14 protein-coding genes are annotated in these 15,031 nt (G+C 67.4%); 5 read left to right on the top strand and 9 right to left on the bottom strand.

Annotation, left to right across the window (positions count from 1 at the left end):
• Window positions 1-40: 40 nt before the first annotated feature.
• The 7 genes from SB786_RS19365 to SB786_RS19335 all read right to left on the bottom strand — a co-directional run bounded on the left by SB786_RS19365 (window position 41) and on the right by SB786_RS19335 (window position 6,671).
• Window positions 41-1,252, bottom strand: coding sequence for an acyl-CoA dehydrogenase family protein (locus SB786_RS19365; RefSeq protein ID WP_410728854.1), 1,212 nt, complete (start codon window positions 1,250-1,252; stop codon window positions 41-43).
• On the bottom strand, window positions 1,249-2,106 hold the full coding sequence (locus SB786_RS19360; RefSeq protein ID WP_410728853.1) for a hypothetical protein: 858 nt from the start codon (window positions 2,104-2,106) through the stop codon (window positions 1,249-1,251). Before SB786_RS19360 ends, SB786_RS19365 begins: the two co-directional genes overlap by 4 nt.
• Before the next feature lie 53 nt (window positions 2,107-2,159).
• Window positions 2,160-2,816 (bottom strand): methionine ABC transporter permease, encoded by a 657-nt coding sequence (locus tag SB786_RS19355; protein WP_006756372.1) that lies wholly within the window; start codon window positions 2,814-2,816, stop codon window positions 2,160-2,162.
• A complete protein-coding gene (locus SB786_RS19350; protein ID WP_410728852.1) occupies window positions 2,809-3,984 on the bottom strand; it encodes a methionine ABC transporter ATP-binding protein in 1,176 nt (391 codons plus the stop codon). The genes SB786_RS19355 and SB786_RS19350 overlap by 8 nt, the downstream gene beginning before the upstream one ends.
• 18 nt (window positions 3,985-4,002) lie before the next feature.
• Window positions 4,003-5,421 (bottom strand): LLM class flavin-dependent oxidoreductase, encoded by a 1,419-nt coding sequence (locus SB786_RS19345; protein WP_410728851.1) that lies wholly within the window; start codon window positions 5,419-5,421, stop codon window positions 4,003-4,005.
• A 10-nt stretch (window positions 5,422-5,431) separates the two neighbouring features.
• Window positions 5,432-6,262: a MetQ/NlpA family ABC transporter substrate-binding protein gene (locus SB786_RS19340; protein ID WP_410728850.1), complete on the bottom strand. Its 831-nt coding sequence runs from the start codon at window positions 6,260-6,262 to the stop codon at window positions 5,432-5,434.
• 133 nt (window positions 6,263-6,395) lie between these two features.
• Window positions 6,396-6,671 (bottom strand): hypothetical protein, encoded by a 276-nt coding sequence (locus tag SB786_RS19335; protein ID WP_410728849.1) that lies wholly within the window; start codon window positions 6,669-6,671, stop codon window positions 6,396-6,398.
• A 21-nt stretch (window positions 6,672-6,692) separates the two neighbouring features.
• Between SB786_RS19335 and SB786_RS19330 the strand changes: the two genes are divergently transcribed.
• The 4 genes from SB786_RS19330 (at window position 6,693) to SB786_RS19315 (ending at window position 11,824) form a co-directional block, all read left to right on the top strand.
• Window positions 6,693-8,057: a 2-hydroxycarboxylate transporter family protein gene (locus SB786_RS19330; RefSeq protein ID WP_410728848.1), complete on the top strand. Its 1,365-nt coding sequence runs from the start codon at window positions 6,693-6,695 to the stop codon at window positions 8,055-8,057.
• 159 nt (window positions 8,058-8,216) lie between these two features.
• Complete coding sequence (locus SB786_RS19325) at window positions 8,217-10,121, top strand: ATP-binding protein (RefSeq protein ID WP_410728847.1); 1,905 nt, start codon at window positions 8,217-8,219, stop codon at window positions 10,119-10,121.
• Window positions 10,111-11,472: a sigma-54-dependent transcriptional regulator gene (locus tag SB786_RS19320; protein ID WP_410728846.1), complete on the top strand. Its 1,362-nt coding sequence runs from the start codon at window positions 10,111-10,113 to the stop codon at window positions 11,470-11,472. The genes SB786_RS19325 and SB786_RS19320 overlap by 11 nt, the downstream gene beginning before the upstream one ends.
• A gap of 22 nt (window positions 11,473-11,494) precedes the next feature.
• Window positions 11,495-11,824: a DUF3579 domain-containing protein gene (locus tag SB786_RS19315; RefSeq protein ID WP_410728845.1), complete on the top strand. Its 330-nt coding sequence runs from the start codon at window positions 11,495-11,497 to the stop codon at window positions 11,822-11,824.
• Window positions 11,825-11,846: 22 nt separating this feature from the next.
• On the opposite strand, the gene SB786_RS19310 is transcribed toward SB786_RS19315, so the two are convergent.
• Together SB786_RS19310 and SB786_RS19305 are read right to left on the bottom strand one after the other, a co-directional pair.
• A complete protein-coding gene (locus tag SB786_RS19310) occupies window positions 11,847-12,692 on the bottom strand; it encodes a GSU2403 family nucleotidyltransferase fold protein (protein ID WP_410728844.1) in 846 nt (281 codons plus the stop codon).
• Window positions 12,689-13,828, bottom strand: coding sequence for an RpiR family transcriptional regulator (locus tag SB786_RS19305; RefSeq protein WP_410728843.1), 1,140 nt, complete (start codon window positions 13,826-13,828; stop codon window positions 12,689-12,691). The genes SB786_RS19310 and SB786_RS19305 overlap by 4 nt, the downstream gene beginning before the upstream one ends.
• Window positions 13,829-14,164: 336 nt before the next feature.
• On the opposite strand from SB786_RS19305, the gene SB786_RS19300 reads away from it, so the two are divergent.
• Window positions 14,165-15,016 (top strand): alpha/beta fold hydrolase, encoded by an 852-nt coding sequence (locus tag SB786_RS19300; protein WP_410728842.1) that lies wholly within the window; start codon window positions 14,165-14,167, stop codon window positions 15,014-15,016.
• Window positions 15,017-15,031: the final 15 nt, after the last annotated feature.

The following is a 15,031-nucleotide window of genomic DNA, read 5'->3' as shown; positions in this document are numbered from 1 at the left end:
GGTCAGCCATCGGCGCCACGGCGCGGATGGCTGGCCGCCGTTACGTATAGAGCGACGCCTGCGGCAATTCTCCCGTCAGCGCAAACCGGCCGACGTCGCGCAGCCGATAGTCGAGCGGATCGTGCAGCGTATGCGTGCGCGCGTTGCGCCAGAAGCGGTCGAGGCCGAGCGACGCGGCCGTCGCGCGTGCGCCGCACGCATCGAACAGCGCCTCGCCGTTGTCGAGCGCCGCGCGCTGCGCGACGATCTTCGCCTCCGACACGGCGAGCGCCGCTTCGGCACGCTCGTCGGCCGTCAGCGCGTCGCGCCGCGCCCATGCGCGCTGCAACTCGAGCGCCGCACGGTCGGCGAGCGATGCCGCCGCGACCGCCCGCACGCGCATGTCGCCGAAGCGCTGCAGCGTATAAGGATCGTCGCTCGCCTGCGCGACGCCCGAATGTATCCACGGCCGGCCATGCTTGAGCACATAGTCGCGCGCCTCGGCGAGCGCGCCCTCGGCAAGCCCGACGAACAGGTTCGTCAGCACCAGCTGCGACACCAGCGTGCGCAGCGTCGCGCGCGGCGTCGGCGGCGTTTCGGACCGGTGCAGCACGTCGTCCGGCGCGAGCGTCACGCCGTCGAAGCGCACGCTGCCGCTGTCGGTCTGACGCTGGCCGATCGGATCCCAGTCGTCGTCGACCGTGATCCCGTCACGATCGGTCGGCACCACGCCGAACACGGTGCGCCCCGTTTCCGGATCGTGCGCGGACACCGTCATCCGCTGCGAGCCGCGCGTGCCCGAGCAGAAGCCCTTCACGCCGTCGAGGCGGTAGCCGCCGTCCGGCGTCGCGGTCGCCACCAGCCGCGTGTCGAGCGGGTTGACCGCATTGCCCCACCACCAGCGATGCTCGACCGTGCCGCGCAGATAGCGTTCCCGCTGTGCCGCACTGCCCCACACGTCGACGCTCACGATCTGCAGGATCTGGAACCCGACCAGATGCGCGAGCGCGCTGTCGACGCGCGCGATCTGCCGGATCGTGTCGTAGATCGCCGGCCAAGCGGCTTCCTGTCCACCGAATGCGCGCGGCACCGCGAGCGTCAGCAGGCCGGCGTCGGCGAGCCACTGCTTCTCGTCGGCCGCATGACCGCCCGCGCGGTCGCGCGCGGCCGCCGTCGCACGCAGCGAATCGATCGCGCGCGCCAGCGCATCGGCGTCGATCACGCGTGCATCGGGATCCGGCGCAAACGTCGCCGGGCTGCGGAGATCGTTCATGCGACGGCTTCCCGTGCAACGGGTTCGTGCGCCACGACTTCGCCGGACAGCGGCACCAGCGCGCCGAGCGGGCGGCCGGTCAGCCGCGACAGGATCTCGCGCCGCCAGTCGTCGTAGATCGCGCGGTACTCGGCGATATCCGCACCGAACACCTGCGCGGTATGCGCGTACTCGTCATGCAGATACCCGTCGAGCCGCGCCTGCGTCTCCTCGTCGGCCGCGATCACGCGGTCGATCAGCGCATCGCGCTCGGCGGCCGGCAGCGCCTTCAGCGTGTCGAACCACCACTGGACGATCTGCACGCGATGCCACTCCTCGTCCGGGCGAATCCGGTTTTCGCCGTGCTCGCGCATCGCGCCATCCGCGATGCGGCCGGTCTTGCGCTGGATCCACAGCTTCGCGAGGATGTGCAGCTCGTAATGCCATTCGAACGCAAGGAAGCCCGCGACGTCACGCACCGCGATATCGCCGATGCGCGCCCAGTGCGCGGCGACGAGCCGCTCGACTTCAGGCAGCGGATCGCGGCCCGTCAGCTCGGTCACGCGCTCGCGGCCGATCACCGCATGCGCACCGTCGTCGCCGAGCTGGCGCGACAGAATCAACTGGAAATGCGGGTTGTCGCGAAACAGCGTGTCGATCGCCTTCGCGACGACCTGCACGATGAACAGGTCGTGCGACGCCATCTTCGTGTAGTAGTCGGCGACGGCGGCCAGCTCGTCTTCGTTGCGCGGCTCGCGCGGCGGCGTCGCGAGCTTGGTCGGAAAGCCGGGACGATGGCGTCGCGCGACGTCCAGGAACAGCGCTTCCTCGAATTGTCCGTTCCATTCGCGCGGCGCGCCGATGGGCAAGGTCATGGGTTTTTTCTCTCAGGATCAGGAATGAAACGAGCGGACGCTTGTGGCGTCGCTCAGGTACGCCGGGTCACGCGTCGGACCAGGCGGTCGCCCGTGATTTGCACGGCGGAGACGAGCGCGATCAGGATCACGATCACGGTCGCCATGACGGTAGTGTCGAAACGTTGATAGCCGTAGCGGATGGCGAGATCGCCGAGCCCGCCCGCGCCGACGGCGCCCGCCATCGCGGTCGAGCCGATCAGCGCGACGACGGTGATGGTGAAGCCGCCGAGCATGCCGGGCAGCGCCTCGGGCAGCAGCACGTGCCACACGATGTGGCGGCGTTTCGCGCCCATCGCGAGCGCGGCCTCGATCAGCCCGCGATCGACTTCGCGCAGGCTCACTTCGGCAATTCGCGCGAAGAACGGAATCGCGGCGATCGACAAGGGCACGACGGCCGCCCACACGCCTATCGTCGTGCCGATCAGCACGCGCGTGAACGGCAGCAGCGCGACGAGCAGGATGATGAACGGCGTCGAGCGGAACACGTTGACGAGCGCACCGAGCACGGCGTTCACGCCGCGCCGCTCGTAGATGCCGCCGGGCGCGGTCGTCACGAGGATCACCGCGAGCGGGATGCCGATCAGCGCGGCGACGGCGGCCGACGCGGCAACCATCGACAGCGTGTCACGGATCGCGTCGAGCAGTTCGGGCCACCAGAGTTCAAACATAGCCGAGCACCTCCGCGTGGTTCGCATGGCGGCGCGCGCGCTCCAGCAACGCGGCGACCGCGCCGCCGGTTGCCAGCGACTGCCCGGGCGACGCGGCGATCACGAGACGCCCCTGCGCATGCCCCTGGATCCGCTCGATCCCGCCATGCAGGAAACGCACCGAGCCGCCGAGCGCCGCCGCGAGCGCGCCCACGTCCGGCTCGCCGCCGCTTTCGCCCGTATAGCGGACGTCGAGCACGACCTGCGCGCCGTCCGGCAGTGCAGCCTGGTCGGGCAGCGGCTGCACGCGCGCGGCCAGTTCGGCCGGCAGGTCGTGCACGAGCGTGCTGAGCAGCGCGCGCGTCGCGCCGTGGCGCGGATCGCCGAACACGCGCCATACCGGGCCCGTTTCGACGACCTCGCCTTGCTCGATCACCGCGACCGTGTCGCACACCGCGCGGATCACTTCCATCTCGTGCGTGATCAGCACGATCGTCAGCCCGAGGCGGCGATTGATGTCGGCGAGCAGCGCGAGGATCGACTGCGTCGTCTCGGGATCGAGCGCCGACGTCGCCTCGTCGCACAGCAGCACCTCCGGATCGTGCACCAGCGCCCGCGCGATGCCGACGCGCTGCTTCTGGCCGCCCGACAGGCTCGCCGGATACGCGTCGCGCTTCGCGGCGAGCCCGACGAGATCGAGCAACGCATCGACCTTGCGCGTGCGCTCGGCCTTCGGCACGCCGGCGATCTTCAGCGGCAGCGCGACGTTCTCGAACACCGTCTTCGCCGACAGCAGGTTGAAATGCTGGAACACCATCCCGGTGCGGCGGCGCAGCGCGACGAGCCCGTCCTCGTCGAGCGCGCCGACGTCGACGCCCTGCACGCGCACGCTGCCCGAACTCGGACGCTCGAGGCCGTTCACGAGCCGCAGCAGCGTCGACTTGCCGGCGCCGCTGCGGCCGATGATCCCGAACACTTCGCCGCGCCGCACGTCGAGCGTCACGTCGCGCAGCGCGGCGGCGTGGCCGCGCGGCGTCGCGAACACCTTGCCGACGTGCGCGAACGACACGGCGGCGACCTCAGCCCGCATGGCCGGTTCCCGATGCGCGCCATGCGCGTCGCGTGCCGCCGCGCCGGCCCGCACGGTGGATGCGTCGATGAAGCCCAGCGTATCGAACAGTTGCGTCATCGCTTCGCTCCGTCACGTTCATGCATGCGCGGGGTGCGCGGGTTCCGATGCCGGCGCGGCGGCCGGCCGGTGCAGCGCGCCCGTATGCCAGGCCGGCAGCCGCGCGCCGGCGCCGAACAGCTTCTCGCGCAGCGTCGGCGCGGGATCGTAGTCTTCCTTGTAGATGCCGCGGTTCTGCAGCTCAGGCACGACCCAGTCGACGAAATCCTCGAACGACTCGGGCATCACGGTGCGCGTCAGGTTGAAACCGTCGATGCCCGTCTCGTCGATCCACGACTGCAGTTCGTCCGCGACCTGCGACGGCGAACCGACGATCGGCGCGTAACGGCCGCCGAGCGACATCTGTTCGAGCATCCGGCGCACGGTCCACGTGCCGGTCGTGCTCTTGCGCGAGATCGCGTCGACGGCCGACTGGATCGAATCGGTCTTCACGTACGAGATCGGCTCGTCGAGCCCGTACTTCGCGAAGTCGATGCCGGTCGAACTCGCGAAGTGCGCGAGGCCGGCTTCGGGGCTCGCGTAACGCCGGTATTCGTCGAACTTCTCGCGTGCGAGAAGTTCGGTCTCGGCGGTCACGACGCTCACGCCGGCGAAAATCCTGATCGACGCCGGGTCGCGGCCCTGCCGCGCGGCGGCCGCGCGGATATCGAGCGTCGCCGCGCGCGCGGCGGCCTTGCTCTGCCCGTTCACGAACACGCATTCCGCGTGCCGCCCCGCGAACTCGACGCCGCGCGCGGACGAACCGGCCTGGTACAGCACCGGCGTGCGCTGCAGCGACGGCTCGCTCAGGTGGATCGCGTCGACCGAATAGAACGGCCCGTCGTGCCTGACGCGCCGCACCTTGCCCGGCTGCGCGAACACGCGCGCCCGCGCGTCGCGGATCACCGCATCGTCGTCCCAGCTTTGTTCCCACAGCTTGTAGACGACGTCCATGTAGTCGTCCGCGCGTTCGTAGCGGTCGTCGTGACCGATCTGCTGCGCGAGGCCCATTCCGCGCGCGGCGCTGTCGAGATAGCCGGTCACGATGTTCCAGCCGATACGCCCCTTCGTCAGATGGTCGAGCGTCGACATCCGGCGCGCGAACAGATACGGCGGCTCGTAGGTCAGGTTCGCGGTCACGCCGAAGCCGAGATGCCGCGTGACCTGCGCCATCGCGGGCACGAGCAGCAGCGGATCGTTGACGGGCACCTGCACCGATTCGCGCAGCGCGGCGTCCGGGCCGCCGCCGAACACGTCGTACACGCCGACGATGTCCGCGAGAAAGATCCCGTCGAACTTGCCGCGTTCGAGCGTCCTCGCGAGATCGGCCCAGTAGTCGAGATCGGTGTAGTGCGCGGAGCGGTCGCGCGGATGCGTCCACAGCCCGTGATTGATGTGCCCGACGCAGTTCATGTTGAACGCGTTGAGCAGGATCTTCTTGCGGTTCGGCGTCGTCATGTTCCCTCCGTCACCACGCGATTGCGTAAAGCGAGCCGAACGCGTTGTCGAGCGCACGGCGCACCGCCGGCGAATGCTGGTAGATCGCGATGAACTTGCGGATACGCGCGTCGTTCGCGCTCTCGGGCCGCACGACCCACTGGATCGCGAAGTTCTTGTTCTCGGTGCCGTCGAACAGCAGCGCGCTGTTCGGATCGGTCGTGCCGGCGAGCTTGATGAAGCTCGGGTAGCCCTGCGCGAGGTCGACGTCGTCGAGCGAGCGCGCGAGCTGCGACGCTTCGAGCGGGATGATCTTCAGGTGCTTCGGATTGGCGACGATGTCGTGCGTCGTCGCGCGGTAGTCGGCGCCCGGCTTCAGCGTGATGAGGCCCGCACGCTGCAGCAGCAACAGCCCGCGCCCGCCGTTGACCGGATCGTTCGCGATCGCGACGCGCGCGCCGTCATTCAGCTCTGCAAAGCTTTTCACCTTCTTCGAATAGAGGCCGATCTTCATGATCGTGCCGGGGGCGATCGAGATGAAGTTGTAACCGCCCTGCTTCTTCGCGTTCTCGAGAAACGGGATGTGCTGGAAGTAGTTGACGTCGATGTCCTTGTTCGCGAGCGCCGCGTTCGGCGTATTCCAGTCGGTGAATTCGACGATCTTCACGTCGAGGCCCTGCTCCTTCGCCTCCTTCGCGGCGATCTTCAGCGCCTCGATCTGCGGGCTGGTCGAGATGCCGACCTTCAGCGGCGCGGTATCGGCGCGCGCGCCGTTCAGCAGCACGACGCCGAGCAGCGCGGCCGTCAGCAGGCGGGCCAGGCGGCCGGCGGAAAAGCGGGCGGAAAACACGGCATGCAGCATGGGAACCACTCTCCTGTCCAAAGACGGTATCGACGGATGAGCGAAGCCGCGGCGAACGCGCGGGCGTTCTCCGGACGGTCGTCGTCGCATCGGAAAAAGATCAGCCGATGATAGAGAGCGGCAGGAAGGTGGTCTACGAAGCGATTGTGCGAAGAAAATCGCGCGCGGCGATATGGCGCGCGATCAGGGTCGGCCCGGTGCGCGGCCGGCGGACCGGCCGGCTGGCCGAAATCTCGGCCTCCCCCGCCGGACGAATTCCGAAATCTCGGCCTGCGCAGGCGGCGACCCTTTCCGCAGACGAAACAAATCCCTTGTGAATCAATGCATTAAAAATATTTGGGCAGGCAGGATTTCTGGCACGGCGGTTGCGTAATAGACGGCACACGATGCCGCGAAGCGATGCAGGCATCCAACAATCAGGAGACACGTCTTGCAGACCTCTATCCATACCCCGTCCCACACGGAACCGATTGCCGAAGCCGGCGCCGCCACGCGCGCACGCTTCTGGCCGGAAGGCTGGTGGAAGCTGATGGAAATCCGCATCGGCATCATCCCGCTGCCGGTGTACGTGATCCTGTTCGCACTGATCGTCGGTTTCGCGGTCACGGGCAAGGTGCCGGGCGAGATCTCGATGGCGATCGCCGTGCTCGCGTTCTTCGGCTTCACGTGCGCGGAACTCGGCAAGCGCCTGCCGCTCTTGCGCAACATCGGCGCGGCCGCGATCTTCGCGACCTTCGTGCCGTCGGCGCTCACCTACTATCACGTGCTGCCGAAGCCGGTGCTGAACCTGACGGTCGAGTTCACGAAGTCGACCAACTTCCTGTACCTGTTCATCGCGTCGATCATCGTCGGCAGCATCCTGAGCATGGACCGGCGCGTGCTGATCCAGGGCTTCGTGAAGATCTTCATCCCGCTCGCCGCCGGTTCGGTCGCGGCCGCGATCGTCGGCACGGCGGTCGGCACCGCGCTCGGCCTCGGCGCACGCCACACGCTGCTGTACATCGTCGTGCCGATCATGGCGGGCGGTGTCGGCGAAGGCGCGATTCCGCTGTCGATCGGCTACTCGGAACTGATGCATCTGCCGCAGGGCGAGATGTTCGCGATGGTGCTGCCGCCGGTGATGCTCGGCAGCCTGACGGCGATCATCCTGTCGGGCGCGCTCGACATGCTCGGCAAGCGCCTGCCGCACCTGACCGGCAACGGTCGTCTGCAGGTGGGCGAAAGCGGCGACATGGCGCCGGAAAACGAAGAGATCCGCGGCCACGTCGACGTCACGCACATCGCGGGCGCCGGCATCACGGCGATCACGCTGTATCTCGTGGGCCTGATGGCGCACAAGCTGTTCGGCCTGCCCGCGCCGGTCGCGATGCTGTTCCTCGCGGTGCTGGTGAAGCTGGCGCGCGCGGTGTCGCCGCCGCTGCAGGAAGGCGCGTTCGTCGTCTACAAGTTCTTCTCGACCGCCGTCACGTATCCGCTGCTGTTCGCGATCGGCGTCGCGATGACGCCGTGGGACAAGCTGACCGCCGCCTTCACGATCGTCAACGTCGTCACGATCGTGTCGACCGTCGCGACGCTGATGGGCACCGGTTTCGTGGTCGGCCGCCTGCTGAAGATGTACCCTATCGACACCGCAATCGTGAACGCCTGCCACAGCGGACAAGGCGGCACCGGCGACGTCGCGATCCTGACCGCCGCGAACCGGATGCAGCTGATGCCGTTCGCGCAGATCGCGACGCGCATCGGCGGCGCAATCGTCGTCACGGTGACGCTGATCCTGGTCGCGCACTTCGGATAATGCACGGCCGCGCGCACCGTCGCGCAGGCTGCTTCGCACGCGCCGCCGCCGGCCGTGCCGGCGCGCGGCGCGCGTCGTTGCGGAGGGCCGGTAGCGGACGGCCGGTTGCGGAGGGCCGGTAGCGGACGGCTGGTCGCGTGTGACCGGTTGCAGGCTTCGATGAGGGCGAACGTGCAGAAGAGCTTCAAGGGAATCCCGTGGTGGGGTTGGGCGTCGGCCGCCGTGCTGTATGTCGGCGTGGCGGGCGCGGCCGTCGATTTCGCGTGGGAACGCGCGATCGATGCGCTGGAGGAAACCGGCGCGCACCGGCTCGACCTGTATGCGTCGAGCCTGAAAAGCGAACTCGGCCGCTTCGAGATCCTGCCCGGCCTGGTCGCCCGCCAGGACGGCGTGCGCGCGCTGCTGAAGGCCGCGCCGCAAGACCGGCCCGCGCTCGCCCATACGGTGAACACGTACCTCGAAGCCGTGAACCGCGACGCGGGCAGCGGCGCCGTCGACGTGATCGACCTGCGCGGCGAAGTGATCGCCGCCAGCAACTGGAACGAGACGATCAGCTTCGTCGGCACGAACGTGTCGTACCGGCCGTACTTCAAGGACGCCCTCGCGCACGGCAGCGGCCGCTTCTTCGGGATCGGCACCAATACCGGCGTGCCGGGCGTCTACTTCGCGAGCGCGGTACGCGACGACGGCGTGCCGATCGGCGCGGCGGCCGTGAAGATCAGCGTCGACCCGCTCGAATCCGCGTGGCGCGCGCCGGGCGTCGCGGCGATGGTGGTCGACGGCAACGGCGTGGTCGTGATCTCGACCGAGCCGGCGTGGAAATTCACCGCGCTGCGCCCGATCACCGCGCAGCAGCAGCGCGACATCCAGGCGTCGCGGCAATACGCGGGCCGCACGGTCGACGTGCTGCCGTACCGCCACAGCGGCGACCGCAGCGCCGCCGCGTGGTTCGGCACGTTTCCCGATCCGCGTCACGCCGGCCGCACCACGCGCTATCTCGTGATGTCGCGCCCCGCCCCGCAGGCCGGCGATTCGCTGATGGTGCTGCTCGACATCGCCAGCGCGCGGCGCCAGCAGCAGACCGCGTTCGTGTTCGTCACCGGTGCGTTCCTGATCGCCGCGCTGCTGGTCGGCTACGCGATCCAGCGCCGCCGGGCGATCGTCGCGCGGCTGAACGCGCAGGACGCGCTGCGCCGCGCGAACGACCGGCTCGAGCTGACCGTCGCGCAGCGCACGGCCGCGCTGACGGCCGCGAACGAGCGGATGCAGCGCGAGATCGTCGAACGCGAGCGCACCGAGCAGCGGCTGCGCGATTCGCAGCAGGAAGTCGTGCACGCGGGCAAGCTCGCGGTGCTCGGGCAGATGGCCGCCGGCCTCACACACGAGCTGAACCAGCCGCTCGTCGCGATCCGCACGCTGTGCGACAACGCGCGCACGTTCTTCGAGCGCGGCCAGCCGGCGCCGGCATACGCCAATCTCGAACGGATCGGCAAGCTGGTCGACAGCATGGCGGTGCTCACGGGCGAGCTGAAGACCTTCGCGCGCAAGCCCGACGTCGAGCGCGTCGCCGTGTCGCTGACCGAGGCCGTCGCGCATGCGCGGCTCATCTACGATGCGCGGCTCCGCGACGAAGGCGTGCAGCTCGACGTGAACATCGCGCCCGGCACGACGGTATCGGCGGAATCGAGCCAGTTGCAGCAGGTGATCGTGAACCTGCTCGGCAACGCGCTCGATGCGGTGCACGAAGCGCCCGTGCGGCGGATCGTCATCGAAGCCGCCAAAATGGACGACGCGGACGATGCGGACGAAGGCGGCCGCGTGCGCTTCACCGTCACCGACAGCGGTGCCGGCATCGCGGCCGACGTGCTGCCGCACCTGTTCGAGCCGTTCGTCACCACGAAGCCGCGCGGCCAGGGCCTCGGGCTCGGGCTCGCGATCACGTCGCGCATCGTCGAGGCGTTCGGCGCGAAGATCGCCGCGACGAACCGCGACGCGGGCGGCGCGCAGTTCACCATCGAATTCGCGGCGGCGACGCCGCAACAAAGGACAGAGCATGGAAGATGAGATTCGCGTGCTGGTCGTCGAGGACGATGAAAACGTCCGGATCGGCGTCGAGCAGGCCGTCGCGCTCGCCGGGTTCCCGGTCGACGCGTTCGCGTCGGCCGCCGACGCACTCGCGCACGTCGCGCCCGGCGCACCCATCGTGATCGTGTCGGACGTGCGGATGCCCGGCATCGACGGGCTGCAATTGCTCGAACGCGTGATGGCCGTCGATGCGCAGATCCCGGTCGTGTTGATCAGCGGCCACGCCGACATCTCGACGGCCGTCGGCGCGATGCACGACGGCGCGTACGACTTCATCGAGAAGCCGTTCTCGTCGGACGTGATCGCCGGCCGCGTCGCGCGCGCGGTCGAGAAACGCCGGCTCACGCTGGAGGTGCAGGGGCTGCGCGCGGCGCTCGACAACTGGCAGGGCATCGAGGCGTTCGTGCTCGGCAAGTCGCCCGCGATGGCCGACGTGCGCAAGAAGATCCTGCGCCTCGCCGATACGTCGGTGTCGGTGCTCATCACCGGCGAGACGGGCACCGGCAAGGAACTGATCGCGCGCAGCCTGCACGACTTCGGCAGCCGGCGCGACGCGCATTTCGTCGCGCTGAACTGCGGCGGCCTGCCCGAGCAGATCTTCGAGAGCGAGCTGTTCGGCCATGAGGCCGGCGCATTCACCGGCGCGATCAAGAAGCGCATCGGCAAGATCGAATGGGCGCACGGCGGCACGCTGTTCCTCGACGAGATCGAGACGATGCCGATTCCGCTGCAGATCAAGATGCTGCGCGTGCTGCAGGAGCGTGTGGTCGAACGGCTCGGCGCGAACGAGCTGATTCCGGTCGACTGCCGCGTGGTGGCCGCGTCGAAGGCCGATCTCGCCGAGCTCGCGGCCGACGGACGCTTCCGCGCGGACTTGCTGTATCGGCTCAACGTCGCGCAGATCGAGCTGCCGCCGCTGCGCGAACGGCGCGAGGACGTGCCGCTGCTGTTCGAGCATTTCGTGCTCGCGGCCGCGCGTCGCTTCGGGCAGCCGGCGCCCGTCGTCACGGCTGCGCAGGTATCCGAACTGATGACGCATGCGTGGCCCGGCAACGTGCGCGAACTGCAGAACGTGGCCGACCGCTTCGTGCTCGGCCTGACCGGCGACAGCCTGCTGTCGTCCGGCAGCGCGCCCACGGCGGGCGGCACGCTCGCGGAGCAGCTCGCGTATTTCGAGCGGATGCTGATCGAGGACATGCTGCGGCGTCACAACGGCAACGTCGCGGACGCGAGCGAGGCGCTCGGCATGCCGAAGAAAACGCTCTATCACAAGCTGCGCAACCTGCGGATTCCCGCGCGCGGCGACGCGGCGGCCGATGGCGGCGAATGACGCGCACGAGGATACGCACAGCATGGATCGCATCGAAGTCACCGAACAGGGCCGCATCGATGGCCACCTGATTCGCGGCGTCACCCGCGCGCAGAAAACCTTCCGCCCGAGCGACTGGCCCGAGCGGCTCGCGGGCGTCATCACGCTGTTCGTCGGCGAGCGGCGGCCCGGCTATCCGTGCGCGTTGTCACGGCTCGCGATGCCGGTCGTCGACGGCGGCGTCAAATGCCTGTTCGTGTCGGACGAACTGCGCACCGTATGTGCGGATGCGTTCGATTTCGCGATGCAGTTCGCCGCCGACAACGATCTGCCCGTCGAGCTTCAGACCGCGCCCGCGCTGGCGGTGGGGTGACGCGCGGGCGGCGGGCGGCGCTCTAGGGCACTTCGCCGAAGAGCGCTTCGAAACCGTTCTTGCACAGCCTGAGTAAATCCTCGGGCTCGATCTGTCGGTCGGGCCGCGGGATGTTCGCCGCCCCACGAATAGTGTCGTTCACTTCAGTGAAAAATGCGCCGACGCCCGCACCGATGGACCTGCGCTGCGCATCCGATAACGTGGGTTCGAGGCGCCTCCAGATCGGGACAAGCTCGTCCTCGATTGCGCCGCCAAAAAGGAGCATCGCATCGTGGATGTAAAGCACATCCTGGGCGCGCTTTTCCGGAATCCTGTCGTCACGAATCAACAGCTTCTGGACCATGAAGCTCACCGGATTGGGGATACGCAGGTCGACCAGTGCATCGCCACGCCCTGAGTCCTCGGCGGGAATCGTCACGAGCCAAGGTTCGTGCAGCAGTATCTCGAGATGGCGCAGCTTCTGTGCAACGACGCCGGCATTCGCCTCCGTTGCGTCCTGCTCCATCCGCCTCGTGACCTTGTTGCGCCGCAAGGGGCTACCTGTCAGCGGCGTGAGAAATTCCGCGTAAAACCCGTTGGCTTGCTCGCCGAGGGTGTAACGCATCGCCGGCGGCTTGAACCCGCCGGCGAAATTCGGTTCCTCCTTGAAACCCGCGCTTTCGAGTGCCTTCTTGATATCTCCTTCGAGCACCTCGTGTTGTGCATACGCGACGTCGGCATCCTGCGTGAAGATTGGCGTGTGGTCAGACTTCCAGGCACGCGGCTCATACGAATAGAGCCGAAACGCCCAGCCTCCGATGAAAACGATCCTGGCTCGCCACGGCGCCAACGTCATCGCGAGATTGCTGAAATCGGCCAATTCGCTCACGCACCTTCTCCAGTCACGTTCGCGAGGACGCCATGCTCCAGTTCAGCGGCCTGCTCTGCACCGCGCGCCGGGTGAGCAGAAACGTCGAGCCAGGTCTGGATGATGTCCGTGACCGGCAAACCATCTCGGTAGACGACGGCCCGCCCCAATGATTGGGGAAAGCCAGGCTGTTGCAAGACGAGATCGGGGCGTTCGCCCTCTTTGGCCCGACGCAGCGGTCGCCAGTTTTCGGCTTCCATCAGGCTAGGGACCCAGACGGTTGGCGGGACCCCACTGACATGGCCGACGCCGAGTGCATCGGCCGCGGCAAAAAGGCCGAGCGTGCCGCCTTCATTCTTGAGCATCTTGCGCAACTGGACGTCCGGCGCGGCCGGCAAAAGAAACTTCATCGGCACTGCCACTGCCGGCCTCTGGTATTCAGCCTTCCAGCGTTGTGCGAGTTTGCGCCGTTGCACGACCTTCAGGAACGGCTTCGTCTCGATGAAACCCTCCTGTTTGAGCGCATGGATCAGCCGCGTCGCCGTCATGACCGAAACACCGGCTGCACGCGCGAGGTCGGTCGCCGTGGTGTATTGCCGGCCCTCCGCACCGATGAGGTCCTCTCTCTCGATATCGATCGCGAGCAGGAGCTTGAGCATCCACTGGTTCAGATCCGAGAATGCCAGCCCCGGCTGGACACTGCGACTGCGGCTGTAGGAGCGAGTCGACTGACCCGGACGCTCCGAAATATCCAGCCCCGGAAATCGGACATATCGCGTTCCGTCGGCCGAGAGCACGGCGAAGGGCTCACGGTCTGCGAACCTGGCGTGAAAATCGGCCAATCGCTGTATCAGCGACGGCGGGGCACTGCCGACCCAAATCAGAATCGCAGGCCGCATCTTCTGCCGTTTCGCGTATGCACGCGCCTCGAGGACCGCCTGAGCAAAGAGCGCGATAACGCGATCGGCACGCCCCTCGTTGAACGTCTTGAGGTTCGCGACATACGTTTGGCCCATGTCATTGCTCAGGATGAGGTCCCCGACATGATCCGGTACCGCAATCTCCTCGACCACGCGCCACCCGTCTGCTTTGTCGAACAACGTCCGGAAAGCGTCAAGCGCAATGCGCGCCGGCATAGGGTTCGGCAGCGATCTCATATCAAACTCACTTGGCCAAGTGAAATAACTTGGACGTGTTAAATGACATGGCCATGTTATGACCATCTCGAGCGTGCCGCAAGCGCCGCTCGATCCGACATCCCTTTCTCACCCTCATTGCTGATGCTCGGCCAACGGGGCCGCCGGACCTCTATGTTGGCGCCAACACGGATGCAGCCGAGTCGTATGTGGCTCGTCAGCTACCCTCGGCCCGACAAGGATTTTCAGCCGAGCCATCAATAAAATTGATCGTCGCGATGAATATTATGCGTTTTCCTTGCAGGTCGCCGTGATGCATAGTTGCGTCGTGTTGACGCACCTTTGAGTCTTTCAGCCATGAACATGCGAATCGAGCCGTCGGTGCTCGCGAACCCCGACCTGCAATTTGCGACGCTTTCGTCGGGCATCAGCCTGCCGTATGTCGAGCGGGGCAGCGGCGCGCCGATGGTGTTCGTGCACGGATCGTTGTGCGACTACCGCTACTGGGATCCGCAACTCGCATCGCTGTCGGCACACTACCGCTGCATCGCGCCGAGCCTGAGCCACTACTGGCCGGCCGTCGAAGCGGGCATCCAGGACGAGTTCAGCTGGCAGAACCACGTCGACGAGCTTGCCGAATTCATCGACGCACTCGATCTCGGGCCCGTGCATCTCGTCGGCCATTCGCGGGGCGGCAGCGTCGCGTTCAACGTCGCACGCCAGCATCCGCACCTCGTCGAGTCGCTCACGCTCGCCGATCCGGGCGGCCCGCTGCAACAGCCGGGCGTGCGCGAAGCCGCACTGCCTGCCACCGCGATCGCACTGCGCACGAAGGCCGTGAACCTGATCGATCAAGGTGAAGTGGAAGCCGGCCTCGAGATGTTCGTCGACTCGGTGAGCCTGCCTGGCGCGTGGAAGAAGAGCACGTCGCGCTTTCGCACGATGGCGATCGACAACGCGAGCACGCTGCCGAAGCAACTGCGCGATCCGCTGCCCGCGTATTCGCAGCATGCGGCGACGGATATCGCGTGCCGTACGCTGCTGATCGACGGCCAGCGCAGCCCGAAGATGTTCCGCAACAACGTCGACACCCTGTCGCAGTGGATCGGCGATGCGCAACGGCAGACCGTCGCCGGTGCGTCGCACGGGATGAACGCGGCGAGCCCCGCGGTGTTCAACCGTTTCGTGCACGAGTTCGTCACCGCGTAACGCGCTCGGGCGGCA

The organism is Burkholderia sp. SIMBA_062 (genome assembly GCF_046534765.1).
In the GTDB taxonomy this organism is placed as follows: Bacteria; Pseudomonadota; Gammaproteobacteria; order Burkholderiales; family Burkholderiaceae; genus Burkholderia; species Burkholderia ambifaria.
This window is presented reverse-complemented; position numbering and strand designations above follow the sequence as displayed.